The sequence below is a fragment of the Enterococcus sp. DIV1089c genome (assembly GCF_050530965.1).
GTDB lineage: Bacteria > Bacillota > Bacilli > Lactobacillales > Enterococcaceae > Enterococcus_B > Enterococcus_B hirae.
On sequence record NZ_CP172888.1, the window covers coordinates 1,804,238 to 1,828,454 of the forward strand.

Annotated in this window: 25 protein-coding genes; 5 read left to right on the forward strand and 20 right to left on the reverse strand. The window is 33.4% G+C overall.

Features of this window, described 5'->3' with window-relative positions; all coding sequences use genetic code 11:
- Window positions 1-93: 93 nt before the first annotated feature.
- Genes IGL30_RS08535 through IGL30_RS08545 form a run of 3 tightly spaced genes read right to left on the reverse strand, consistent with a single transcriptional unit; the run spans window position 94 to window position 1,960 of the window.
- Window positions 94-864, reverse strand: coding sequence for an ABC transporter permease subunit (locus IGL30_RS08535; RefSeq protein WP_088745757.1), 771 nt, complete (start codon window positions 862-864; stop codon window positions 94-96).
- A complete protein-coding gene (locus tag IGL30_RS08540; protein ID WP_063627359.1) occupies window positions 861-1,760 on the reverse strand; it encodes an ABC transporter ATP-binding protein in 900 nt (299 codons plus the stop codon). Before IGL30_RS08540 ends, IGL30_RS08535 begins: the two co-directional genes overlap by 4 nt.
- Window positions 1,760-1,960, reverse strand: coding sequence for a PLDc N-terminal domain-containing protein (locus IGL30_RS08545; protein WP_010737914.1), 201 nt, complete (start codon window positions 1,958-1,960; stop codon window positions 1,760-1,762). Before IGL30_RS08545 ends, IGL30_RS08540 begins: the two co-directional genes overlap by 1 nt.
- Window positions 1,961-2,298: 338 nt before the next feature.
- Between IGL30_RS08545 and IGL30_RS08550 the strand changes: the two genes are divergently transcribed.
- Entirely contained in the window at window positions 2,299-2,853 is a 555-nt protein-coding gene (locus IGL30_RS08550; RefSeq protein WP_096708884.1) for an NADPH-dependent FMN reductase, read from the forward strand.
- Between the two features lie 216 nt (window positions 2,854-3,069).
- Here IGL30_RS08550 and IGL30_RS08555 read toward each other — a convergent pair whose 3' ends face one another.
- From IGL30_RS08555 to IGL30_RS08575, 5 genes are all read right to left on the reverse strand, one after another.
- A complete protein-coding gene (locus tag IGL30_RS08555) occupies window positions 3,070-3,789 on the reverse strand; it encodes a thioredoxin family protein (protein WP_088766027.1) in 720 nt (239 codons plus the stop codon).
- The gene (locus IGL30_RS08560) at window positions 3,786-5,261 is read right to left on the reverse strand and encodes a hypothetical protein (protein ID WP_349700634.1); all 1,476 of its coding nucleotides are present in this window, start codon (window positions 5,259-5,261) and stop codon (window positions 3,786-3,788) included. Before IGL30_RS08560 ends, IGL30_RS08555 begins: the two co-directional genes overlap by 4 nt.
- Window positions 5,200-5,973 (reverse strand): ABC transporter ATP-binding protein, encoded by a 774-nt coding sequence (locus tag IGL30_RS08565; RefSeq protein WP_010718471.1) that lies wholly within the window; start codon window positions 5,971-5,973, stop codon window positions 5,200-5,202. The genes IGL30_RS08560 and IGL30_RS08565 overlap by 62 nt, the downstream gene beginning before the upstream one ends.
- Window positions 5,974-6,114: 141 nt before the next feature.
- Window positions 6,115-6,327 (reverse strand): hypothetical protein, encoded by a 213-nt coding sequence (locus tag IGL30_RS08570; protein ID WP_010718472.1) that lies wholly within the window; start codon window positions 6,325-6,327, stop codon window positions 6,115-6,117.
- 42 nt (window positions 6,328-6,369) lie between these two features.
- Window positions 6,370-7,269, reverse strand: coding sequence for a hypothetical protein (locus IGL30_RS08575; RefSeq protein WP_349700636.1), 900 nt, complete (start codon window positions 7,267-7,269; stop codon window positions 6,370-6,372).
- Window positions 7,270-7,442: 173 nt separating this feature from the next.
- Here IGL30_RS08575 and IGL30_RS08580 point away from each other — a divergent pair, with 173 nt between their 5' ends.
- Window positions 7,443-7,664 (forward strand): helix-turn-helix domain-containing protein, encoded by a 222-nt coding sequence (locus IGL30_RS08580; RefSeq protein ID WP_228196763.1) that lies wholly within the window; start codon window positions 7,443-7,445, stop codon window positions 7,662-7,664.
- Between the two features lie 117 nt (window positions 7,665-7,781).
- On the opposite strand, the gene IGL30_RS08585 is transcribed toward IGL30_RS08580, so the two are convergent.
- From IGL30_RS08585 to IGL30_RS08605, 5 genes are all read right to left on the reverse strand, one after another.
- Window positions 7,782-8,312 (reverse strand): dihydrofolate reductase family protein, encoded by a 531-nt coding sequence (locus tag IGL30_RS08585; RefSeq protein WP_088745809.1) that lies wholly within the window; start codon window positions 8,310-8,312, stop codon window positions 7,782-7,784.
- Between the two features lie 5 nt (window positions 8,313-8,317).
- Entirely contained in the window at window positions 8,318-8,899 is a 582-nt protein-coding gene (locus IGL30_RS08590; protein ID WP_010737917.1) for a DNA-3-methyladenine glycosylase I, read from the reverse strand.
- Window positions 8,900-9,114: 215 nt separating this feature from the next.
- Window positions 9,115-10,533, reverse strand: coding sequence for a signal recognition particle protein (ffh, locus tag IGL30_RS08595; RefSeq protein ID WP_088745807.1), 1,419 nt, complete (start codon window positions 10,531-10,533; stop codon window positions 9,115-9,117).
- A 15-nt stretch (window positions 10,534-10,548) separates the two neighbouring features.
- Window positions 10,549-10,887: a putative DNA-binding protein gene (locus IGL30_RS08600; RefSeq protein WP_010718477.1), complete on the reverse strand. Its 339-nt coding sequence runs from the start codon at window positions 10,885-10,887 to the stop codon at window positions 10,549-10,551.
- Window positions 10,847-11,350, reverse strand: coding sequence for a DUF523 domain-containing protein (locus tag IGL30_RS08605; protein ID WP_123874652.1), 504 nt, complete (start codon window positions 11,348-11,350; stop codon window positions 10,847-10,849). Before IGL30_RS08605 ends, IGL30_RS08600 begins: the two co-directional genes overlap by 41 nt.
- Window positions 11,351-11,545: 195 nt before the next feature.
- On the opposite strand from IGL30_RS08605, the gene IGL30_RS08610 reads away from it, so the two are divergent.
- Both IGL30_RS08610 and IGL30_RS08615 read left to right on the forward strand, forming a co-directional pair.
- A complete protein-coding gene (locus IGL30_RS08610; protein ID WP_010718479.1) occupies window positions 11,546-12,250 on the forward strand; it encodes a response regulator transcription factor in 705 nt (234 codons plus the stop codon).
- On the forward strand, window positions 12,247-13,980 hold the full coding sequence (locus IGL30_RS08615) for a sensor histidine kinase (RefSeq protein WP_123874651.1): 1,734 nt from the start codon (window positions 12,247-12,249) through the stop codon (window positions 13,978-13,980). The genes IGL30_RS08610 and IGL30_RS08615 overlap by 4 nt, the downstream gene beginning before the upstream one ends.
- A gap of 99 nt (window positions 13,981-14,079) precedes the next feature.
- Here IGL30_RS08615 and IGL30_RS08620 read toward each other — a convergent pair whose 3' ends face one another.
- From IGL30_RS08620 to IGL30_RS08640, 5 genes are all read right to left on the reverse strand, one after another.
- Complete coding sequence (locus IGL30_RS08620) at window positions 14,080-16,545, reverse strand: cation-translocating P-type ATPase (protein WP_123874650.1); 2,466 nt, start codon at window positions 16,543-16,545, stop codon at window positions 14,080-14,082.
- Window positions 16,546-16,727: 182 nt separating this feature from the next.
- Entirely contained in the window at window positions 16,728-17,618 is an 891-nt protein-coding gene (locus IGL30_RS08625; RefSeq protein WP_010737921.1) for a phosphate ABC transporter substrate-binding protein, read from the reverse strand.
- A 2,571-nt stretch (window positions 17,619-20,189) separates the two neighbouring features.
- Entirely contained in the window at window positions 20,190-20,402 is a 213-nt protein-coding gene (locus IGL30_RS08630; protein WP_088745556.1) for a hypothetical protein, read from the reverse strand.
- 146 nt (window positions 20,403-20,548) lie between these two features.
- Window positions 20,549-20,788 carry a hypothetical protein gene (locus IGL30_RS08635; RefSeq protein WP_063627364.1) on the reverse strand — a complete coding sequence of 80 codons (240 nt, stop codon included), beginning with the start codon at window positions 20,786-20,788 and terminating at the stop codon, window positions 20,549-20,551.
- Window positions 20,789-20,928: 140 nt separating this feature from the next.
- Window positions 20,929-21,405, reverse strand: a complete 477-nt coding sequence (locus IGL30_RS08640) for a hypothetical protein (protein WP_010718484.1) — start codon at window positions 21,403-21,405, stop codon at window positions 20,929-20,931.
- A 206-nt stretch (window positions 21,406-21,611) separates the two neighbouring features.
- Between IGL30_RS08640 and IGL30_RS08645 the strand changes: the two genes are divergently transcribed.
- The gene (locus IGL30_RS08645) at window positions 21,612-21,956 is read left to right on the forward strand and encodes a hypothetical protein (RefSeq protein ID WP_014834534.1); all 345 of its coding nucleotides are present in this window, start codon (window positions 21,612-21,614) and stop codon (window positions 21,954-21,956) included.
- Between the two features lie 150 nt (window positions 21,957-22,106).
- Here IGL30_RS08645 and IGL30_RS08650 read toward each other — a convergent pair whose 3' ends face one another.
- Both IGL30_RS08650 and IGL30_RS08655 read right to left on the reverse strand, forming a co-directional pair.
- Window positions 22,107-22,685, reverse strand: a complete 579-nt coding sequence (locus IGL30_RS08650; RefSeq protein ID WP_088745557.1) for a prevent-host-death protein — start codon at window positions 22,683-22,685, stop codon at window positions 22,107-22,109.
- Window positions 22,686-22,744: 59 nt separating this feature from the next.
- Window positions 22,745-24,037, reverse strand: coding sequence for a helix-turn-helix domain-containing protein (locus tag IGL30_RS08655; protein ID WP_010737923.1), 1,293 nt, complete (start codon window positions 24,035-24,037; stop codon window positions 22,745-22,747).
- Window positions 24,038-24,217: the final 180 nt, after the last annotated feature.

Genomic DNA, 24,217 nt, shown 5'->3' on the forward strand with positions numbered 1-24,217 from the left:
TTCCACCTCCATTGTTTTATTCACAAGTTGTAGTGTAACAGTTTTTTTTTACCCTGTAAAGCTTTTTTTCTTTACAGCTAATAAAAAATTTTTTCAACTCTCTTTTTTATTGAAAAAAAGAATTCCTGTCACTAAAAAGGCAGCAATCATCAAACCTGTTACCACTAAAGAAAAAGAATAGTTACTCGAATCAATCCTTTCCCCCAATGCGTTCGAAACTGTCGTTAAATAAAAAGGAGAATACTCAGCAACTTTTGTAAACATAGATAACAAATAACAGCCAGCCACACAAAACCCTCCACAAGCTAGCACAAAATAGCCAGAAGAAATAAAGGAGGACAACCATAGAAATAAAGTATATAACCACACACCCCATAAATAATAATAAAAACTTCTTGTCCCTAATTGAATAACCAGCTCATTATCCCAATAAATAGCAGTATAAAAGTAAGTAATGAAGGAACAACCCCAAAAACCAACTGCCCAAAAAAACTGTCCCATGATCCATTTAGTAAAATAAATTTTCCAGCGAACCATCCCTTTGGTTAAAAGATTAATCAATGTTCCTTTTTGATATTCATTCGTCAAGGTCGAGCTAAACAATAACAAAAACAATAAAAGAAACATAGGCATGTTTTTATAAAATTGTCCCCAAGAAGTCAGCGCATCTACATTGACTTCCCCGATTTTCATACCAGATGCTGCTAAATTTTCTGACATCGATTGAACGATGTAGGGTGTTAATTTGGCTATCAGTGGATTCATGATCCCAAAAATGATCGTTAATGAAAGCAACAGTAATAATCTACCTGTACGCCAATTTTCCTTCCATTCTTTTTTTGAAAACGCGAGTAATTGCTTCATTTGTCCACCACTTCCATAAAAATTTGTTCTAAGGAAGGTTCTAAACGATGAATCGATTGAATCGGTAATTTGTGATCAACAATTAAAGATAGTGCACGAAGTAAGTCTTCGTTAGTTCTGCCAGGATAAATAAGGGTTTCATTTTTCATGATTGCTCCCGGCAAAAGCGATAAAAATTCTTGAGAATGTTTCACAGTTGAAAATTGGATTTCAAATCCTTCATTTTTAGGATGGGTTTTCAATTCTGCTACCGTGCCCGATAAAACGATTTCTCCTTTATTTAAGAAAGCCACTTCATCACAAATTTGTTCCACGTCTGATAGAATATGTGTGGAAAAAAGGATCGTTGTTTGCTCTTTGACACGTAATAAGATATCCAAAATTTCTTTACGCCCCAATGGATCCAACGCCGAAGTCGGCTCATCACAAATAAACAGTTTTGGTTCATTCAGTAACCCCTGGGCAATCCCCAAACGTTGCTTCATCCCTCTTGAAAAAGTCCTAATCCTTTTTTTCTCGTGAGCCAATCCGACTAACGCTAATAACTCTTGCGTTTTTTGTTGGATTTTATGTTTAGGCATCTCGGTGATTTCCCCGCATAATTGCAAATACTCTTCGGCGGTAAGGTAGTCATAAAACATCGGAATATCTGGCAAATAGCCGATCCAGCGATTCGTTTTTGTTTGACCATAGTGAACCGTTTCATCATTAACCTTGATTGTTCCAGCATCTTTTTTTAGCAACCCCAAAATCAATTTCATCGTTGTCGTTTTCCCTGCACCATTTTTTCCAATAAACCCAAAGATCGTCTTTTCCTTGACGGTAAGGGAAAGATGGTTCAACACTTTTTTTTCACCAAAAGATTTTGATACATCGATTAGTTCAAGGATCGCCATTATGCCTCCTCCTTACCGAACACGAAATACAAGATTGGACCAACAAATTGAAATCCTATGAGAATTACGATGATCCAGAGTGTTCGACTGCCAAATCGATAATGCGTATGAGTCAAAATATGATAAAGGGCATAAAAAAATAACCCAAGTTGTATGATCACTAACGGGATCAAAAATGGTAAAAACTCGTTAATATGCATTTGTTCCACCTACCAATTTCATCTTTTTATTTGATGCTGCGTTACCCCAAGTCATGCGATGATGTGTACCGATGTTTCAATGAGAAACATTCTTTATCAAAAGTTCATGTACTACACTCTTTTCTAAAAAAATCACACAAACTCCTTTAGACAAGACTTCTATTCACTAATTATAGAAGATCCATGTCAAGTGAAGCAAATATATATACGTAATAACTACTATAAGTAGTCGAAAAAAGTAGTTAAGTTAGTCGCTATGTTCCTCAAGTGTTTTTATTTGCTGAGTTTACTTATTTTTTGTAAGATAAATATAGAAAGTTTGAAGGAGGAATTGTTTTATGACTAAAAAAATTGGATTTTTTGTAGGTAGTTTGCGTAAGGATTCGTACAATAGAAAAGTAGCAGAGGCTTTCGCTAACTTGCTACCTGAAGGATATGAAGGTGTTTTTATAAAGATCGATGATCTGCCTTTTTATAACGAAGATCTTGAAACTCCAGAGAATGCTCCTGCTGAATGGAGTCGTTTCCGTGATGAGGTCAAGGAATTAGCAGGTGTTGTTTTTGTTTCTCCAGAATACAATCGTTCGGTTCCTGCTGTACTTAAAAATGCACTAGATGTAGGCTCTCGCCCTTACGGTCAAAGCGCATGGGACGGCAAACCTGGGTTAGTTGTCACTGCTTCCCCTGGCGGTATCGGTGGATTTGGCGCGAACCATCATCTACGTCAATCACTTGTATTCTTAAATGTTCCTACCTTACAACAACCTGAAGCTTATATTGGCAATATTGCAAATTTAGTTGATGAAGAAGGTCATATTGTGGAAGGAACACTCAGCTTCTTCCAAACGATTCTAGATGCTTATCTTGATTTTTTAAATAAATTAACTAAGTAAAAATTAGCTTTGATAAGCGATGGGTCGAATCAAATAGATCATATATGAAGGAAACAATCGAAAAAAGGTTGTGACCTGTCTAGCTCTGAAAAACAAGCCGAAGAATCCGAAAATAGCTTCTCCTATTTTTGGAATTCTTCGGCTTGTTTTCCTATTTATGGTCAAAGTACTATCACTACTAGAATCTGTCATACTAGCATAGCCCCCCCGATCTAATTATTTACTTATTTGTTCAGTTTTGAGCTGAGTAAATTGTTTCATTCTATTTTCTATCTCATTATAGGCCTTATTTCCATGAAGTACTTTGACAATTTTACCACCTTCCATAAAGATGACTGCTGGCACGCTAACCACACCAAGTTCATTATAAAATTTTTTAAAATTAGATACTTCATCTTCATTTCCAGTAGTATTCAGGTAATTGATTCTCAGACCTTCTTTACTTAAAAATGAACTTAATTTTGGCTTAAAAATGATACATTCTGGACAATTGTCTCTTCCCACATAAATAACTGTATCTTCATTACTTTTAATTAATTCCTTGATTTCATTTATAGATGTTTCCTTAAACGGTTCTTTATTTAATACAATACTATTCATTAAGAGAACTTGTAGCAAAATGGCAAACAATGAAATTATTAAATATATCATTTTCTTATAGCGTTTTGTATATGTAATTCCTAATATTACAAAAGTGAAACAAAAATAAAATAATAGAATTTGTATCCCAAAATTCTGATTAAAATTAAATTCAATTGCGTTTCCTAAATCATTCGTATTCCCTATGACAGTAAATAAATTATAAGGTGCGTGAAAATTTGTTCCATAAAAAAAACTGATCAAGCAAATAGGGATAATTGACATGATTAACATCAAAAATGTAATAAAAAATGATATACCGCTACATTTTAAAAGATCAACGAATATTTTTCTCATAGACTTTCCTTCTCCCATCTAAAATTAATAATAGAAATAGTTACTAATATACCGATTAATAATAATAGTACTATCAGAAAGAGTTGCATGGAAAATGAAAAAACGCTAAATTTATTTATCAAATAAGAGATTGGAAATAATCCCACAGTTCCTAAAAAAATTAGACTTATTTGTGAAGATGGATTATTTTTATTATATGGAAATGCTATTCCTAAAATGAAGCAACAGATAGTAGATATAGTAAAAATACTTAATGAAATAAATAATTCTTTCCAACTATCTAAAGACGCTACTACACATGTAGTAAGGAATAGAATTACACCAATAAAATAGGCACTTAATAGTTTGGATAAAATATAAGTGTATTTTCCAATCCCTAAAAATTTATAGAAAGTTAACATTTTATTATCTATACCGTAACAAGGAAAAGGAAGAGTAGCGATTAATAATGCGTTAAATTTTAATAATAAAAATGGTGGTATAGAAGTTTCAGAAATAAAAATAAAAATATTCAATCCATACAAAATAAATAAAAGCAGACTAGTGTTTTCTGAACGTAATAATAATTTAACATCTTTGAAAAAAAGACTTAAATATCTATTCATTGGACTTTGCAAACTCCATAATATTTTCGAGTGATATTCATTGTTTCTTTCAACTCCTGAAAGTAATGTAAAACTGAAAATACATATAATAATACTTATAATTTGACTTGAAATTATCAATATATTGTTCACTATAAAGCTATCCCCTATAAATAATTTACCTACCAAACCACCATTCCAAATCAAAAGATGATTTGGAAATAGATCGTAGTTTACTAGAAACATATGCATATTTGTAATCGTATTGAATCCTACTCTAGCCATAATAACTGTTTGAATTAACAAAACAAAACTTTTTATATAAGGTATTTTAATTCTACTCCCCATAAAATAAAGGCAATTATAACTGATGTGTGATATGGTAGTAATGAATAACGACTGGGAAAAAAATAGCGCTGATATAATGATAGGTATATGAATTGATACATCATGCTGTATTAAATGAGGAACTATAATAATAGAAAACATTAAAAAAGGAATTACTATTTCTATTATTAATTGAAAAGAATAATAACCTATATACTTGATATGGGGTTTCAAGTCCAAACTGTCTAAAACTTTTAATATTTTAGAATTATTTGGATCAATAAATTTTAAAATGACAAATAAAAAGAACGTAATAACAGATAGAGAAATTAAATATGTTAAAACTGCTGAATATAGTATTTTTGAATCTCCATTTAAAAATAGTACAATCACATCTTTAGTTAAAACATTAGCCAAAAAAGTTGATATACCGATCATACTCAAAACAAAAATATAAGAAAAAATTTTTTTGGCAGTCGTATCTATTAACTGTTTTAATTTATTTCTGTATACTGTTATAATCATTAAAAAAATTATTAAGAATTTTTTCAAGTCTGTCACCTCGTTCCTTCAAAAAAGCTACTTCTAAGAAAATATCCTCTATTTTTTCTTTCCTATAATTTAATTTCAACATATCAGGCATACCGCTTTCTAGTATTTTTCCATTACTAATTATTGATATACTGTCACAAATTTCTTCTACAAAAAGTAAATCATGACTAGTAATTAAAATTATTTTCCCTTGTCTTTTTAATTCATAAATGATTCTTTTTATTATATATATAGCTTCTACATCTAGTCCTCTACACGGCTCATCTAAAATTAGAACCTGAAAATCTCTCATAATTGTTGATATGATTTGTAACTTTTTTTTCATTCCATGCGAATATGAACTTATTAAATCATGAATATCTTCCTTCAAATCAAAAATTTCTAGTAATTGTGCAATTCTTTTATCTGTTACACCTATTGACAATTTTTTTATAAATAAGAGATATTCAATACCAGTTAATTCTTCAATCAATATAATCTCATCTGATACATAAGCTATTTCTTTATTTATTCTGTAGTTTTCTAAAGGTTGATTGCATAATGAAATGTTACCACTATCCTTTTTTACAATACCTAGGATAGTGTTTATCAAGGTGGTTTTTCCAGATCCATTAGGTCCAGCTAAGCAAAGAATCTCTCCATGTTTAATTTCAAATGAAGCCCACTTTAGACCTTTTTGAGACTTCTTGTATATCTTTCTCAGTCCTTCAATTTTTAACATATACCCTCCCAAAAATAATTATTAATTAACGCAAATAAAAACAAAAAGGAGTGATATATAATATACAGCTGTATATAGTTCCTCCTTTTTGAAAATGTATGTCCCAAGATATGAATAATGTTTTTAACTTGATTTAATTAATTATTTACATCCTAACCTAACTGAGCCGTTACCATTTACATATGACCACGATCCTGTAAAGTTTTTACCTTTAGTCAAACAGTACAAGACTGCTGCTCCAACAATAGTAATAGCAAGTAAAAGTAAAATTGCTATTGCTACTACATACCAAACTACTTTATCTTCTGTTAATGATATATTTTGTTCCACTATTTTTGGTGTTGAATAATTCATTTAACACTCACCTTTCTTTTTGCTATTATAAGAACATTAAGTCTAATGACTTAACAACTCTTTTACTATTTCATAACCATCACCAAATATCGGTAACAAATTGATTATGTGAAATAAGAATATAACTGCGGGAATCCTTACCCACAACTCTTTGGATAACAAATAAAGTATAATTCCCAGTAAAACAGTAAATACTGCTCCAGAAGCTCGAACTTTTATACTTAAACTTTTCCTTAATTTGCCTCTAATTATAGAAAAAGTGAATCTTCTTAATACTAAATAACCTGAAAAATTTTTCATAATTGATCTATACACGATTAAATGTACTGTTTCATGTATAACTAAACTAATTAACAAATTTAAATATATATATAACGGTAGTAACAATAATAAAAAATTAGCATTCCAAATTTTAATATAATTTTTAAGTAAATATACAACAATCAACTCCGCTATAATTATGAATGCTATCGGAAAAATGTTTTCTTTAAACACATATTTAAAAATCTCACAAAAATTCCCAAATTTATTTTTCCCCTGAATATCATAGCGGATTCTTGTATCATTTTTTAAATTTTGATATTTCCATAATAGGATACCTATAAATGATGCCCTCTCGATTGGAAAAAAATTTAATATTCCTTTTCGATTCATTGAAATTAAAAATAACTTAATATCGGTATATAATGTATCTAATGACGTGGTGGGAAATATACTTTTCATCCATTGAATTAAATCTGAAAAAAAGATATTTTTACTATTAATCAATTTATTACAAATAATTTTCCCAATATTATCTAGCTCAATCCTTAACTCAGGTATTTTATCATCAGATAAATAATTTCCTTCTATTGTTATTGAAGATGGTATTTCAATTTTAAAATCATCAAATCTAGATAAATTATTTTTGTAAAAGGTTTTTCTAAAAAAATACTTATCCAATCAAATCTCCTTAATTTATCATTTTATAGAAAGTAAAGTAATCGTTTACTTTTATATATGTAAATCGTATAACCTTGTATTATTTTAGTAAAGGGGAAAATTTCCCCACACAACACCTTTTAAATACAATATGTTACCTATATAATTCAAGGTGAAGCGCTTTATATTAAGGAGTGATTTGTATTTTCTATGCAAGGTGGTTAAAACGAAAAAGATTAAAGGCAAATTATACTCAAACATTTGTTGCAAATTATCTCAATGTAAGTCGAGAAACCGTTTCTTGTTGGGAAAGAGGAAAAGGAAGACCTAATTACGAATGTTTGCGCAATATTTTTAATCTTTATCGTTGTAGTGATAAAGAAATCGCTCAATTTATTAACATGAGAGACGATTAAGACTTAAGTTAGTTATAATATACATCATACTAACTTAAGTCTTAATCGCCTTCTCTCTTGATTTAATCAAACTATTTTTAAACAATAATACTTGCCATCACAACATAATCTTTCCCATCATATTCCACGATTACTTACATAATGCAATTCAATGAACTCTCCAAAATAATTAGTATCAACTAGTTTCAATCGTTCTTCGTATGCGCCTTCTTGAAACAATCGAATACCTTCTCCTAAAAGCACAGGTGCGATTTGGATCCACCATTCATCAATTAAATGATTTTCGATCAAAGGTTTCAACAAATTCCCACCACCAACGACCCAGACTGTTTGGTTAGAATGTTCTTTTATGTTTTTCACGAATGAAACGGGATCTTCATGAACAACTGTTGCATCATTTAATACCAATTCTTTGTTAGTAGAAAATACAAAATTCTTTTTTTCAGGATACAGATGGTCAGTTGCTAACAATTTTTTTGCTTCCTGATAAGTTTTTCTTCCCATAATCGTTTGATCAATTGTTTGATAAAAAGCCTCGTAAGTTGTTTTTTCTCCAGTTGGTGTGTCAAATAACCACTGTAAACTATCCTCTTTTGTTGCTAAGTAGCCATCTAAACTAATGGCACCATAAAAGACGATTTTCCCCATCATATTCACTCTCCTTTTCCCATCTGGCTGACTTCTTGTTTGCGAAAGCAATGATCTAAATGATCATTGACAATTCCCACAGCTTCTAAAAAAGCATATATGGTTGTGCTTCCGATGAATTTAAATCCGCGTTGTTTTAGATCTTTGGCGATTTGATCAGATAACGGGCTCGTTGTTGGTACCTCATTTTGTTCTTTATACGAGTGATTGATCACTTGATGATCCGAAAATGACCACAAATAATCCGCAAAACTACCAAATTCATGTTGGATTTTTTGGACACCCTGAGCATTGGCTACCGCTGCTTCAATTTTACGACGGTTACGAATGATCCCTTTATTTTCCATCAACTCATTGATTTTTGCTTCTGTATATTCGGCTACTTTACCGATCGAAAAAAAGTCATAAGCTTCATCAAAGGAGGCACTTTTATTCAAAATCGTTTGCCAGCTTAATCCCGCTTGATTGATATCTAACATCAATTTACGAAAAAGTAATTGATCATCATATTCTGGAACACCCCAAACTGTGTCATGATAATGTTTCATACTTGCTGTTTGCTCACCCCAAGGACATCTTCGTTTCATTCTCTTCACCTCTTAGCTTTATTGTACCATTCCTTTGTTTCTCTATCTAAAACGAGGAACGCTATGGCAGGTAGTTTTTGAATTGGGTTTATCTAGTATGCAAAAAAAGAATCGCAAAGCCAGCAGAAGCTAACTCAACGATTCTTTCGATGGATGAAACGGTAAACAAAATTCTACTATTATAATAGAAGTACGATAGACGTACGATAGAAGCTTTATTTCCGTTTTTTCTTTTTCTTTTTGTTTTTCTTGATCATGCGATTCATCGCCATTTTTCCAAGTTTTCCTTTGACACCTGTGCCAAACATTTGGTCCATTCCAGGAATATTCATATCTCCCTTAGACATTTGTTGCATCATTTTGCGTGATTCTTTAAATTGCTTAATCATGCGGTTAACTTCAACCACACTGTTACCAGAACCTGCGGCAATCCTTCTGCGACGACTTGGATTCAATAAATCAGGGTTTTCTCTTTCTGCAGGTGTCATTGAGTAAACCATTGCTTTTTTACGTTCGACATCTTTAGGATCTACTTTGACATTTTCAATCCCTGGTACTTGGTTCATCCCAGGAATCATTTTGATCAGATCCTCTAACGGTCCCATCCCCATCACTTGATCCAACTGTTCAATGAAATCATTGAAATCAAATGAATTTTCCCGCATTTTTTTCGCTAATTCTTCTGCTTTTTTCTCGTCATAGTCTTGTTGCGCTTTTTCGATCAACGTCAACATATCGCCCATACCAAGAATACGGCTTGCCATACGGTCTGGGTGGAAAACTTCAAGATCTGTTAATTTTTCCCCTGACCCGATGAATTTGATTGATGCGCCAGTCACAGAACGGATCGAAAGTGCTGCACCACCACGTGTATCACCATCTAATTTAGTAATAACTACCCCAGTGATCCCTAGTTGTTGGTTAAAACTATCTGCCACATTGACAGCATCTTGACCGGTCATCGCATCGACAACCAACAAGATTTCATTTGGTTGTGTTAATTCTTTGATTTGTTTCAATTCATCCATCAGGGTTTCATCGATATGCAGACGCCCCGCCGTATCGATCAGAACATAATCATTTTTCTTTTCTTTTGCTAATTCCATCCCTTGACGAACGATCTCAACTGGACTAACATCTGTTCCCATATCAAAAACAGGTACATCTAATTGTTGCCCTAGAACTTTCAATTGATCGATCGCAGCTGGACGATACACGTCACCTGCGATTAGTAAAGGACGTGCATTTTCATTTTTCTTTAAATAGTTGGCTAGTTTACCAGTAAACGTCGTCTTACCTGCCCCTTGCAAACCTGCCATCATGATGACTGTTGGAATTTTTGGTGATTTATTCAATTCAACAGTTTCTGCCCCTAAAGTGATCGTCAATTCTTCATCAACGATCTTAACGATTTGTTGTGCAGGTGTTAAACTTTCTAATACTTCTACACCAATCGCCCGTTCTCGAACACGCTTCGTAAAGTCTTTTACTACTTGTAAGTTTACATCGGCTTCTAGTAATGCAAGGCGGATCTCCCGCATCATTTCTTTGACGTCAGCTTCTGAAACTTTCCCTTTTTTTCTTAACTTGCTCATTGCCTGTTGAAGGCGCTCAGTTAAATTTTCAAATGCCATGATTTCTTCATTCCTTTATTCTTCAATTTCTTGGATCTGTTTCACATAATCAAGGAGAACTTCATCTTTAGGATAAGTTTCCTTTACATAAGTTTTCATTTTTTCTAATAACTGTTCCCGAACAATATAATTAGAGAAAAGATGGAGTTTCTTTTCATAATCTTCTAAAATCTTACTGGTTCGTTTGATATTATCGTATACTGCTTGGCGACTTACTTCATACTCTTCTGCTATTTCTCCTAATGAAAAATCGTCTGCATAATACAACTCCATATAATTCATCTGTTTTTCGGTTAAAAGCGTAGAATAAAATTCAAAAAGTGCGTTCATTCGGTTCGTTTTCTCGATTTCCATTCTGTTCACCTCGCAATTTCAACCATTCTTCATCAGAGAGTACGGTCATCTTTTGTTGGATAAAATAAGCAGTTGCCACACCAGTTCCAGACTTCAAGGTTCCTGAAAAACTCCCATCATAAATAAGAGAGGAACCACAAGAAGGACTTTTCGCTTTTAATATCACTAAATCTATTTCTTGCTCTTTTAATTTTTGATAAGCATGGATTGCCCCTTCTTGGTAGGCTTTTGTGACGTCTTCACCATTTGTAGTGATCACTTTTGCCTGACCATTCCAAACGTCAAATCCATCGCCACCAACGATTTCTACTGGGGCTCTAGGAGTTGAAAGACCGCCCATTACTTCAGGACAAACCATGATCGCTTTACCTTCAGCGACCAGTTTCTTTAATTCCGGCACAGCTTTTTCTTGTCCATCATACCGACATAAGACACCGCCTAAACAAGCGCTAATTCCGATCAATTGCCACTCACTCCTTTATCCAACAAAGTGCCTTCCTATTATACCATTTATTTAGTTGGTAAAATAGTCCTTCTACTGGATTCTATGCTAAAATAAGAAATGTCTATTCATGACACTTAATTAAAAAAACCAGGCATTAGTTGATAGCTGTTTTTAAATAAACAAAAAGAATGAACGCAAGAAAAGGGAGAAGTTATGAAAAAAGTATTAGTGGTAGATGATGAACCTTCAATCGTCACATTGTTGACATTCAATCTGGAAAAAGAAGGGTATCAAGTAACAAGTGCTTTAGACGGACAAAAAGGACTGGAATTAGCACTGGAAGAACCTTTTGATTTTATGATTTTAGATGTGATGCTGCCTTCTATAGATGGTATGGCAATCACCCAAAAGTTAAGACAAGAAAAAATTGATACTCCAATTTTAATGCTAACAGCCAAAGATGACCAGGTCGATCGGATCATCGGTTTGGAAATTGGTGCTGATGATTATTTAACAAAGCCTTTCAGCCCTAGAGAAGTACTTGCTCGAATGAAAGCTATTTTTCGCCGCATCGAACCACGCCATGTCCAACAAGAAGAAGCAGAACCTGCTTACCTAACGATTGGACAGATCAAAGCAGATTTAACGAATTTCCAAGTAACCGTAGAGGAACGACCAATCGAATTAACGCCAAAAGAATTTGAACTGCTCGTTTATTTTATGAAACGAAAAGATCGTGTAATTGATCGTGATACCCTGCTAAATCGCATCTGGAATTTTGATTTTGCAGGTCAAAGTCGAATCGTTGATGTCCATGTCAGTCACTTAAGAGAAAAAATCGAAAGAGACCCTAAACATCCAAAATATTTAGTGACAGTTCGCGGTTTTGGCTATAAATTTCAGGAACCAAAACGATGAATTGGAAAAAAATTTCTGAGCGTGTCTTCTTTTTCATTCTCTTAGTGGGACTGTTTTTCGGTGGCTGGCAAATGATTTCTCAATATTTCAAACAACAAATCATCGAGCAACAAGAAAGCTATCTTTCAAAAAAAGGGCAATTGCTGATCCAGCAATTGACTATTGATGATTTATCTTCGAAGCATAATCAATCAGTTTTAACAGACTTTGTTCATCAATCAAATGAACGACTAACCTTATTAGCTCCAAATGGTACAATCCTATTCGATACGACCGATCACTCACTACGAGGGCAGCGAAATACTCGTCCAGAAATCAAAGCAGTCCTTGATGGCGGCTCACTAGGTACTTCTTTAAGAATGAGCAGTACGTTAAAGGAAGAATTATTATATGTAGCACTACCGATCAAGAAGAATGGGCAGTTGGAAGCCATTATTCGAATCGCAGAACCAACAAATGGCTTTTTGCCAAGAACAGAAAATTTTCGTCGTTGGGTCTTTTTCTTCTTTTTGGTTTTCTTCGTTGTTTTGTCCAGTATGAGCTATTATTTGGTTTATCAACGTAACCGTCCCTTGAAAACCGTGCTGCCCGTCTTAAAGAAAATGGTCAAAAACCCTGATAAAACCGAGACCATCATGCAAACTTCTGATCAATGGGAAGAACTTTACCAAACGATCAATGCTTTGAGTGAACAAATGAGTAAAGTCTATCGTGCCTATACGACCACTGAAGAACAATTGTATACTCTATTGAATGAATTAATGATTGGTGTCTTTTTGATCGATTCAGAGTCACATCTGCGGCTATTGAATCCAAAAATGCAGGCACATTTAGGGGTACATGATTATCAGCCTAATCAACGGTATACTGAGATCATTCAAGAGCCAAAATTAATCCAATTGATTCATCAAGTTACGCCAAATGAACCATTGATCCATCAAGAAATTACTATTTCAGAGGGACAACAAACATTAGACATCAGCTTACGTTACTTCAATAGTTCTGAAGAGACTGGGCAGATTCTAGGCGTGGCTTATGATCTCACAAAAGTAAGACGATTAGAAAAACTGCAAAAAGACTTCGTAGGAAATATTTCTCATGAACTTAAAACACCGGTTACTTCATTGATCGGATTTACTGAAACACTGCTGGATGGAGCCAAAGATGACCCAAAAATATTGAATGAGTTCCTATTGATCATGCAAAAAGATGCGATTCGTTTAGATAAGCTGATCCGAGAAATCATTCAGCTATCAAAAGATGAAGAAACAGCACACGAAACGCAAACCATCCATTTAGCAACTTACTTTGAACAAATCATTCAAAGTTACCAACCAATGATCGAAAAGAAACACTTAACCCTGGAAATGCAACAGAAAGAACAATCATTTACAACTCAAACTGAACTCTTATACCCGATCATCAAAAATCTGATCGAAAATGCAATCCAATATTCTAAAGAATCAGAGAAAATAATCATCCGTTACGAGGTTGACAACCAATTGACATTCTCCGTTCAAGACTTTGGTATTGGGATTGATCGTGAAGATCAAGAAAGGATCTTTGAGCGCTTCTATCGAGTGGATAAAGCACGTAGTCGACACTCAGGTGGTACTGGTCTAGGTCTGGCTATTGTGAAAGATTACGTCAATCTCTTGGGTGGTACGATCAAAGTGGAAAGTCATCCAGGAATGGGGTCGACTTTTACCGTCACCATCCCTCCAGCATGATCACCTTTAAATCTTCAAAAAATGAATGAACAAGTGAAATAGCGGAACAGAAAAAAATAGGCGGTTGGCATAACCGCCTATTTTTGTTTTGTCTATCTGTTAATCGTGTTTATTGTCTACTGAAAACAGCACTTTGAGCCAGAACCAAACAGACCGTTTTTTCTTTCCATCCTTCAACTGGCTGTAATTTTCAATCATTCGCGAATACTGCCGGAAAATCGAGTCCGCCGCAAAAAATAGAATCAAAAGCAACAGAATCGAAACGGGTGAAATAGCGGAGATAGAAAATAATTTATGCAGAAAGACGACTGAAAATAAGATACCTGCTGCACAAAATAAAATGATCCGCCCTCTGAATTGGTTCAATGGGTAACAAATTTTATAGAGTACGAGAAAACCAACCGCTGTCAGTAGCATCGTTGAAGCCGTGGAAACATCTGTCTTATTCAAATGCAAGATGACACCGCCTACCACTAAAGTCCCCACGACAGTCATATCTGTTAGCCCACCAGGAATGGCTTTTTCTAAGACATTCACAATAAACTTTCCTTCAATTCGATTTTTGTTTTCTTCAAGAGCAAGTAAAAACGATGGCAAACCAATCGTAAACAGACTAATCAATGTAATTTGAGAAGGCTCCAACGGATAAGTCAGTGCGAACAAGACAGAAAAGACGGAAAGTAAGAAAGAAAAAATATTTTTTACTAAAAACAAACTAGCAGATCGTTCAATATTATTAACAACTCGCCGACCTTCTGCTACGATCTCAGGCATTCTAGAAAAATCAGAATCTAATAAAGCAACTTGCGCAGCTTGGATCGTTGCTTCGTTGCCAGAAGCCATAGCGATACTACAATCAGCTTCTTTCATTGCTAAAATATCATTGACACCATCACCAGTCATCGCGACTGTATTTTTTTGTTTAAGAAGCTGAACGAACTGCATTTTTTGTTCAGGTTTTACCCGTCCAAATACGGTGTATTTTTCCACTGCTGAGAGATAATCTTCCTCAGCAAGTTGAGAAACATCAATATATTGGTCTGCATTAGCAATGCCCGCCTGTAATGCTACAGTTGAAACGGTCTGCGGATTATCCCCTGAAATCACTTTGATTGCTACCCCTTGTTCCTTAAAATAAGCAAATGTGTCAGGGGCTTCTTTTCGAATTGGGTTGGCAATCAAAAGATAAGCAAGCGGAATCACTTCTGCTTCTAAAAGTGCTTCGCTCAATTTTCCTTGGTAACTACCGAAAACCAACACACGGTAGCCTTGATCAGCATATTGACTAAATTCATTTTTAACTGTTTCGAAACGTTCACGTAAAACCATTTCTGGCGCTCCTAATACATAGACCCCATCCGCAAATGTTACGCTACTGAATTTTTGTACCGACGAAAAAGGCAAGATAGATAAAGGTTCTTGATCTGTAGGCTTATTAAAGTACGTTTTGATTGCTTGCATCGTCGCATTGTCATTTGCCATAGCTTTAGCATAATCTGAAATGAGTTCTTGAATCCTAGTTGCCTGTTGCTCCGCTTGCTCATTTTTAGCAATCACTAGTTTTTGTACAGACATCTGATTTTCAGTAATAGTTCCCGTTTTATCTACACATAGTACATTAACCCTTGCTAAAGTCTCTATGCTTTTCATATCATGTAATAATACTCGTTGCTTAGCTAAACGAGCGGCACTCATTGCTAGAGCGATCGTTGTCAATAGATACAAGCCTTCTGGTATCATCCCGATTAAAGCTGCTTCCATGGCTACCACACTTTCTTTGATCGTGTTGCCATTAAAAAAGTAACTTTGTGAAAACAAGGTGATACCGATGGGAATAATAATGATCCCGATCCATTTGATTAATTTATTCAGCGAAGCAATCATTTCTGATTGTTCGCCTCCTCCCATTTTTTTTGCTTTTGCTGTTAATTGGGAGATGTAAGAGTCATAGCCAACCTTGTCTAATCGTGCATAAGCCTTACCAGAAACGACAAAGCTCCCTGACATCAAATAATCATCTACTTCTTTCACGATCTCATCTGCTTCACCTGTCAAAAGTGCTTCATTGACTTGTAATTTACCGTCTAAGACATAACCGTCTGCAGGAATCTGTTGACCCGTTTCGAGCAAGATGACATCATCTAAAACTAATTCCTCCATATCGATCTTATTGGCTACGCCGTTTCTTACGACTGTGACTTTTGCTGCATTCAGTACACTCAAATTATCTAATATCTTTTTTGAGCGAATCTCTTGATAGATAGCAATTCCCGTGTTTGCAAGAATCACTGGCAAAAAAGTCAAATTTTTATAGGAACTAACTAGACATAATAAAACTGCTAAGACGATAAAAATCAAATTAAAATAAGTAAATATATTTTGCAAAACGATTTGTTTGTTCGTTTTAAATGATGGGTCGATCGTTTCATTTGTTGCTTGAGCATGCACTCGTTCTGCAACTTGCTCATCTGTTAGCCCCTCTCGATAATCGGGAGCATATCTTGTAATATTTTTAACTGAAGTTTGATCTTTTTCAACTTCCGTTTGATGACTAAATATTCTCATTTACCGTTTACCTCGATTATTAGTATTATATTTACCTTAATACATTTGTAAAAAAAAAGCCTATGAAATGACTAATAAATATCTTTCATTACTGTCATATTCATTTGCAGGAAATAGCTAAAAAAAAAGCATGCCCGTTAAAGGCACACTTTTAGGGGTAGCAGATTTGAGTACATGATTGCTTATTTTAAGTTTCCTTCAGCATCACGTTCTACTTTCATCGCAGTAATTGGTAAGTAACCGAGTTCTTTCACCGGTCCTTGTTGGATTTCGTCTGTCATCATATAATCTAAAAATTTTTGAACTTCTGGGGAAGGCTCACCTTTTGTATACATGTGTTCATAAGACCAAATTTTCCAACTGTTGTCAGCAACATTTTCTTCTTTTGGTTCTACACCATCAATACTTAAAGCCTGTGTTTTATCATCCAAATAAGAAAAAGCAAGGTAGCTGATTGCGCCAGGAGTTTGGCTAACAATTTGTCGAACAGTTCCTGATGAATCCTGTTCTTGTGATTGTACTGGAGTAGCACCATCTAATCCCCACTTTTCAAAAGTAGCTCGTGTACCACTACCATTTGCCCGATTGATGACATTGATTTTTTCATCTTTCCCACCTAGTTCTTGCCAATTGGTAATTTTCCCAGTGAATATATCAATTAATTCCTGTTTTGTAATATTTTTGACGTTCGTGTCTTTATTGACGATTGGCGCCATACCTACCACCGCAACTTTATGATCCTTTATTTTACTTGCATCTACGCCTTCTTTTTCCTCAGCAAAGACATCGGAGTTTCCGATCGTCACTGCCCCAGACTCGACTTGACTTAACCCAGTACCACTTCCGCCACCTTGGACAGAGATTTGATAGTTGGGATTTTTTTGGACAAAACTTTCTTGTGCCGCATCGACTAGAGGTTGGAGCGCAGTAGATCCGACAGCCACGATTTTGACTTGATCGCCAGAAGTTGCAGAATTATTTTGTGCTGCGGAGCCATCCGTGCTACCAGAACCGGAACCACAGCCAGCTAACATAAGACCTAAAACACCTAAAGAAAATAATACTTTTTTCATTGATATACCCCTTTCTTATTTACAAGTAAATTGTAGCAATCCACTGTAAATCCTGCATATTGAAGGTGTAAATATCCAGTTAATTTATGTAAAGTTATCGTAAATCCAAGCCAAATAAAAAGGCTCCGTACTTTTTGATGTTGGTGAAATTCACCGACATCAATTGACAATGAGCCTTTCTTATTTGCTAATTAATCTTCATCCCAATGAGGATCAATTGCATCTTGCCCACATTCTAAGAGAAATGAGGAACAAGCTTGGCAATAATATTCGCCTTCACTGTAAAACTCTATATCTAATTCACTTTTTGTGAATTCATTACCACATTCTTGACATGTAAATTTTTCTATTTATATAGGCTCCTTTTTAGAATAAAACTTGAAATATATGGAATGATAACACTTTTTTTGACAGAAATTATAAGGTATTACCATTCCATCTTTTTGTCTACAGTCTGAGAGATTTATATCTCTTTTATTTCAGAATAAATAAACTATTATCCTCACAGAAAAATTACTTAAAAATGCAAAAAATTACTCGTTCTTCCATAAGCTGTATATTTGAGTTCTTTTGTTAAAAGTTTCTTTCCCACCTTCCATAATATCAATAACTTTATTCTGAATATCTTTATTATCTACACTGCCAGTTTCTACATTTATCTGGTTTTCATCATAAAAAACAGCAATTACTTGTTCCGAATCACATAATACCGGAATGTTAGCATTATGTGTTGCAAAGATAAATTGAACTTCAGGTTTTCTCTCTTTTACCTTAGTAATTATTTCATTATAGATTACTTGATTGTACTATATCTATAGTTAGTTTTTAAATTAGAATAAAAAAATATTTTTTTATTATTTATTTAGAACCAGACAAATAGTAGTGAAAATCTAATATGCATATTCTATTATTCAAGACTGAATTTTTCTCGACATATTATGGCAATTAAAAAGGATTCATATATGTATATGAATAAAACGGTTAATTAGGTGTACTCTAATGGTTCAATCAGCTAGCTTTTCTATAAACTAACCAACTAGTTTTAAGGCATATAATTTTTTCTGTCCTTTTGTATCCAATTCAACACTTTCTATTGTAGAAGAAATACCTTGACTTAATTTAATTAATCAATCTTTATCTGTAAAAATGGGATATCGAGAAATATATATACTCATTAACAAATTCTTAGTCTACTCAGTATCTTTAAACAGATTTTCGGAAATAGTAGATACACAATCTCCCATAAGTGCATATTCTTTGAAGAAATTTATCATAAAAGAGTAATCATCGAAATCAAGAAGGTTATGATTTTTTTTATTATAATAATCTTTTAAATTTTCTATTGTAATATATAAAGATAAATCTATATTGTGAAAAACTACTTTCAATAATTCATTAAGAAGAAATACTTTAGTAGAATCATAGTGTGAAACATTTTTTAAATAATTCTCAAAATATTTACTAAATATTGAAACTATTATGTTCTGGTGTTCAGTAGTTAGATTTCTATTATCATGCTTTAAAGAAGCTAGTAAATTATCTTTAAAGTTTATATTGGAAGTAAATTTACTATTTAAAATAGTTGAAACAAATCTTATATCAAAATCATTTGAAAATAGTCGAGTTAGTATTTTATAGATAGTTTTTATGGAAAAAGAATTAAATTTTTGTGTATATTTATATATATATTGTTTTGATTCACTACAACTTTGTTCGGTGAACTTAAAAAACATTTCCTTAATGCAAGCAAGTAAATCATAATAACTAAAGTCTTCAGCTAGAGAATCATTTAATATTATAGGTAAATCATGATAACTATAATCTTGAATTATTTCATAATTGCTATAAGTAACTTTAGAAACAGTATCTTTTTAATAATCTTGTAAATATGTGTTTAACAAATTCAACTTGTTCTGGCCTTCTGCTACTTTACAGTGTTTAAAAAAATTTTCAGAAGTTTCAACTCGTCTAATCCTATTCGTTGTTCAGCATCTCCCCAAATTGTATTCCAAATAGTTATTTGATTGGCTGTATTACCAGTCATACTATTTAAATATTGATATCTTTTGGAATTACGATAAGATTCTTTTTCATTTTCTTTACTTATAATCCAATAGTATGCGTTTTTTAAAAGTAAAAACATAAAATATAACCCGATAACATATAAGGCTAAAAATTATAGGGAAAACATTTTTAGTTTCATCATTTAAACTTAAAGGAAAAGTTATAAATGTTAGTCTAAAAACAATGGAACGAATTTTAATAACTTGCGAAAAAATTACAAGTTTATCCCATTTGAAAAACTGATCAATGAGATTACTACTATTTTCAAGTAATAGAATAGCAATTGGGATTAATGATTCTACTATGATTGAAGAAGTAGCAATATGCTATATTTAATGTCATGCAGAACAACACTTCGCAAACAAAGTTACTTTTCAAATTTAGATAAATGGGTTATAATAAAAATGAAAGGGCATGCTGTAACATGCCCAGCGTAGTCCGTTCAAAGCGGATGGCATTTTTTAACAAGTTTAGAGCCTGTCTACTCTGCCAAAAGTTGAGACGGCTCTATTTTTTTTGTTCTTTTTTGAACTTTAACCATGCTAAAATCGAATCACTAGCTTTCGCTATTGCAGTAATTATTACTGCTGCTGCTCCGATAATAGCAATGATTTGATCCAATGAGAACAAATCAGGCATTTCCTTTCTAAAGAGTACGTCCAACAAGCTAATAAGCCCATAGGCACCACGCCCCCTCAATTGGATTTGCCAAACCGCCACAAACTTTCTACAATAATATTATATCATAGAATAAAGATCTTTAGCTTGCCTAAAAAGGCTATTTGAATTTTTTAAATAGGTTGATTATTATACGAAAAGAGATATTTCCTTTGCGGAATATGTAATACATTCAGTTATTTATTCTTTTATATTTCGATTTGATTTTCTTCATTGTATTCTTCTTCAGGCAACATTGCTTCATTCATATCTTCATCCATTGATTGCGTATCTAACTTCTTACTTAGTGAATACTCCATTTCTATGTTTATTCTAGTTTGTTCTACCACTTTTTCTTTGAGTTCTTCCTTTTGTGGGAAACGAAGCTGTTTTTTCGCTATTTCTAACTTCTCTTCTATTTCCTTAAGTTGTTCTTGCTTTCCTGCCATCCTTTCAGGTATTTTTGTACAGTGTTTTCAAAACGTCGAATCCTGCCAACGCCTGTTTTGGGATCAAAAATCTTTGACAAAGAGCAAAAAAACACTGTTCGCTACTATCATTTGCTCACAATGTTTCCTCTTTATTGAACCTATTTATTAACTTCGCCGGACAGTTTTTCTTCTATTCTTAATTTTGCTATAGAATAAAAAATGACTGCTAATAAAAACGAAAGAATCGCTAGATAAAAACTTGGTTTAATGGTCAAAAAGTACATCGAAGTTTCCCCTGTATCTTTCAATCCACTTTCACTTAAGCCATTCGGTCCAACAATGATTCGTGGCAGAATAGAAAAAAAGGAAGTAAAAACCAACATACAAGAAAAATGAATCAAATGCCAATTATAACTATTCATAAATTTATTTGTCAAAATCAAGCTCATACTCACTAAAAAATAGAATAGTGTTAAAATTGGAAAATTTTTCGATACTACAATCCCAGTACCATGAATTAGCCCCAAAATTTCTGCTCCCTGAACAACGGCATTCACCCAAGTAAACGGCAACAGCAGAATTGGAAAAAACCAAAAAAATAAATACAATTGTTCAAGTTTTATTTTCTTTTTCATCACTTTACTCCTACGCGATTTTTTCTTTCACCTACTATAAGCGTTTTCTCTAAAAAAATTAGGGGGAAAATCTTTTTTTTTAGAGATAAGGCTATGAGAGTTTATTCATTTAATCTACAAATTTCAAAAAAGTGTTTGATTATTAGCTGGTTGATTTTAGAATGAAAGTAGAAGAAATCGGATTCACCTGATTGGGGGAACACACCATGAAAAATCATGGAAAAAAATTAATTTTGCTCTTACTTTTCATTCCGTATGTGTACTTCTCTTTACTACTAGATTATCGGTATCATTCTGTTTTTGGCTTGATTTTTTTGATTTTTCTGTCTTTTTACGCTGGCTTTAGCTTCCAGAAAAAGCAACAGTTACTCTTTCTCTTCTTTATTAATATTAGTTCAACATTCATTTCTTATTTGATTTGTCACTATTACTCTGATTGGCATTTCTTTTACCAGCCATTCAAACCAACCCAACTGATTTTACTGCTTTCAGTTTTGTATTTGATCCCTCAAATTCTTGGGGCTTTTTGGGCAAGAATTTTCACTCGCTAAATCAGTGAATCGAAAAAATATGACTAGCAAAGGATCGGTAAACACCCAATTTTTATAGAAAATCAGCTATGATTTCTCATTGATCCTTGTAAAAAAGTCTGAAAAATCATAGCACCGAAAGAAGCAAAAAATAAAAATTTACGCTATTCATTAAAGTTCATGCAGATAGATTTTTTTTATAATAATTTTATCAAATAATTGTGATTGACTGTCTTGTTCACCAATAATCTCGGCAATTACTGTACGACTGTTTGGTTTTCTACGTAACTGATAATTGATCTTTCCAGTTGCGGTCAATTCGTTTAACATATCGACCACTCCTCCAAAGCCCGTCTTTTTCGTAATGAAACCTAGTGTAACCATTCGTTCATCTAAATTTTTAGCAGAAATCGTTACACCAGTAATCAAATAACGTTTCAGTGTTTGTACCAACTCATCTAGACCATCAGAAGTCGAAACGACAGCAGCTGTTTGGTCAGTGTAGTCTCCAAGTAGTTCATTACTTTCTATAGGTGCCTGTACTTCTTCATTTGCCTTCTGACGTAAATCTGCTAATTCTTGTAACAGTGTTTCATATTGCTCTTGTGTCAACATCACTCCTGCAACTTTTTCACGATTAAATATATATACACCGGTTTCAGCTTTTCTTGCCTGATCAAATACATCCATCGGTGATCGTTTTACTTCAGTGATTGAAGATGTAGGAACTTCTAATTTCTTTAAATCCAAAAGACATCCTCCTTTACTCATCTTCTTTATTATAACACACCCTTTTCATATGATAAAAATCAATTTTTCGTATCAATCCAATAATCAATATCTGATAGTAGACGATCTACCCCAAAAGAAGGTTGGTAGAAATAAGTCTTTTGATGTTTACTATTATTTAATGGAAAAAAATGGTCCGTAATAATCAATTGTGCATAACTTGGAGGGATTGATCGAGTACAAACATGTATGGAGGTCCGTTTTCGATGTCGCAAGGTCTTATCCAGAACAGAAGCTAGGCGGCGCGCTTCCTCATGATCGTAACGAAAAAAAAAGACGATTTTTACTTCTGGTGGATAGATTTCCAGGTATCCTCTTTCTTGCAAAACTTTAAGTAAAAGTAGGCCCCATTCATACGATGGATATGTAAGTGCTTGTTGTAAAGCCATCCGGTATTGATAAAGTTTTTCATTAACATTCGGCACCAAACGCAAGCTTTCCTGATACTCATGAAATTCCTCTTTGACTACTCTTTCGTGTAGTCCAATTGAGTAACGGAGCCACTCTTGATAGATAACTCGCGTAATCGTTGTTTTATTCGTACTTTCAAATTCACTAGCCAACCAAAACAACGAATCCAATTTCTCTGTTAAGGTCATTAATTTTCGGTAGATTTTCGTTTCTTCAATTTTTTTCCAGTATTTTTCGATAATGATGTTGCAACTTAAACGAACGATACAGCGGTAATTTTTTTCGCGGACAGATAACCGTTGTTCGTGTCGGAATAATAACTCTGGAAAAAGTTCAAAAAAAAGCGTGCGATGTTCGTCTAATATTTTGATTTCGGCATTTTGGGCACGTGTCTCCAACAAATGGATAAATAATTCGGAAAAAGACTGTTCTGTATCCCCAATAAAAAAGAGGGGAAAATCTTTAAGAAAACAGAAAAAAAGATAGCGTATCTTTCTTTCAGAACCATAAAGTTGTTGTTTTCGATAAGAAAAAGACAAATGATATTCACCCAGCCATTTTCTTAGACGCTCTTGTGAGGAGCGATCATACTCTTGTTGATACTCCGTGTTCAAAATCAAATCCTTCAATAAGCAAAAGGACGAAGAGTGGATCAGAAAATCAAACAACAAATAGGGCTCACTGTAGCCTTTATTATAAATCAGCTTTACGCTTTTTTTATGTTGAATCAGTTGGATCGGAAAATCTCCTTCTTCTAATCTTTTTAAATATCGATCGATCGTTTTTACATCAACTAATAGTTTTTCTGCTAGATCCGTTTTTTTCCACGATAAATCTTTCATTTGATGGATCAATATAAATAGATTTTGTACATTTTTTGACAATAATCTTTGCCACTTCATTGGCGTTCCCTCACTTATTTTTTACTGTGTGTTTCAGGAGTACGATCAACTATAGATTAATACATCTCCCTATATATAAATTACGAAAAAAAACATTTTTTCTTCTTTAATTCAAACGAAATTCATTAAATTCTAATTTAACAGATCGAAAAAGTTAACTACTGCTATTTTTTTCTTACC

What these genes read in the sequence shown, in the direction of transcription:
- IGL30_RS08625 (WP_010737921.1), bottom strand. Translation starts at nt 17,618, where the DNA reads ATGAAAAAAGTATTATTTTCTTTAGGTGTTTTAGGTCTTATGTTAGCT.
- IGL30_RS08600 (WP_010718477.1), bottom strand. Translation starts at nt 10,887, where the DNA reads ATGGAAATCGAGAAAACGAACCGAATGAACGCACTTTTTGAATTTTAT.
- IGL30_RS08645 (WP_014834534.1), top strand. Translation starts at nt 21,612, where the DNA reads ATGAAAAATCATGGAAAAAAATTAATTTTGCTCTTACTTTTCATTCCG.
- IGL30_RS08655 (WP_010737923.1), bottom strand. Translation starts at nt 24,037, where the DNA reads ATGAAGTGGCAAAGATTATTGTCAAAAAATGTACAAAATCTATTTATA.
- IGL30_RS08550 (WP_096708884.1), top strand. Translation starts at nt 2,299, where the DNA reads ATGACTAAAAAAATTGGATTTTTTGTAGGTAGTTTGCGTAAGGATTCG.
- IGL30_RS08635 (WP_063627364.1), bottom strand. Translation starts at nt 20,788, where the DNA reads ATGGCAGGAAAGCAAGAACAACTTAAGGAAATAGAAGAGAAGTTAGAA.
- ffh (WP_088745807.1), bottom strand. Translation starts at nt 10,533, where the DNA reads ATGGCATTTGAAAATTTAACTGAGCGCCTTCAACAGGCAATGAGCAAG.
- IGL30_RS08585 (WP_088745809.1), bottom strand. Translation starts at nt 8,312, where the DNA reads ATGGGGAAAATCGTCTTTTATGGTGCCATTAGTTTAGATGGCTACTTA.
- IGL30_RS08640 (WP_010718484.1), bottom strand. Translation starts at nt 21,405, where the DNA reads ATGAAAAAGAAAATAAAACTTGAACAATTGTATTTATTTTTTTGGTTT.
- IGL30_RS08590 (WP_010737917.1), bottom strand. Translation starts at nt 8,899, where the DNA reads ATGAAACGAAGATGTCCTTGGGGTGAGCAAACAGCAAGTATGAAACAT.
- IGL30_RS08555 (WP_088766027.1), bottom strand. Translation starts at nt 3,789, where the DNA reads ATGAGAAAAATATTCGTTGATCTTTTAAAATGTAGCGGTATATCATTT.
- IGL30_RS08540 (WP_063627359.1), bottom strand. Translation starts at nt 1,760, where the DNA reads ATGGCGATCCTTGAACTAATCGATGTATCAAAATCTTTTGGTGAAAAA.
- IGL30_RS08620 (WP_123874650.1), bottom strand. Translation starts at nt 16,545, where the DNA reads ATGAGAATATTTAGTCATCAAACGGAAGTTGAAAAAGATCAAACTTCA.
- IGL30_RS08535 (WP_088745757.1), bottom strand. Translation starts at nt 864, where the DNA reads ATGAAGCAATTACTCGCGTTTTCAAAAAAAGAATGGAAGGAAAATTGG.
- IGL30_RS08565 (WP_010718471.1), bottom strand. Translation starts at nt 5,973, where the DNA reads ATGTTAAAAATTGAAGGACTGAGAAAGATATACAAGAAGTCTCAAAAA.
- IGL30_RS08545 (WP_010737914.1), bottom strand. Translation starts at nt 1,960, where the DNA reads ATGCATATTAACGAGTTTTTACCATTTTTGATCCCGTTAGTGATCATA.
- IGL30_RS08615 (WP_123874651.1), top strand. Translation starts at nt 12,247, where the DNA reads ATGAATTGGAAAAAAATTTCTGAGCGTGTCTTCTTTTTCATTCTCTTA.
- IGL30_RS08570 (WP_010718472.1), bottom strand. Translation starts at nt 6,327, where the DNA reads ATGAATTATTCAACACCAAAAATAGTGGAACAAAATATATCATTAACA.
- IGL30_RS08610 (WP_010718479.1), top strand. Translation starts at nt 11,546, where the DNA reads ATGAAAAAAGTATTAGTGGTAGATGATGAACCTTCAATCGTCACATTG.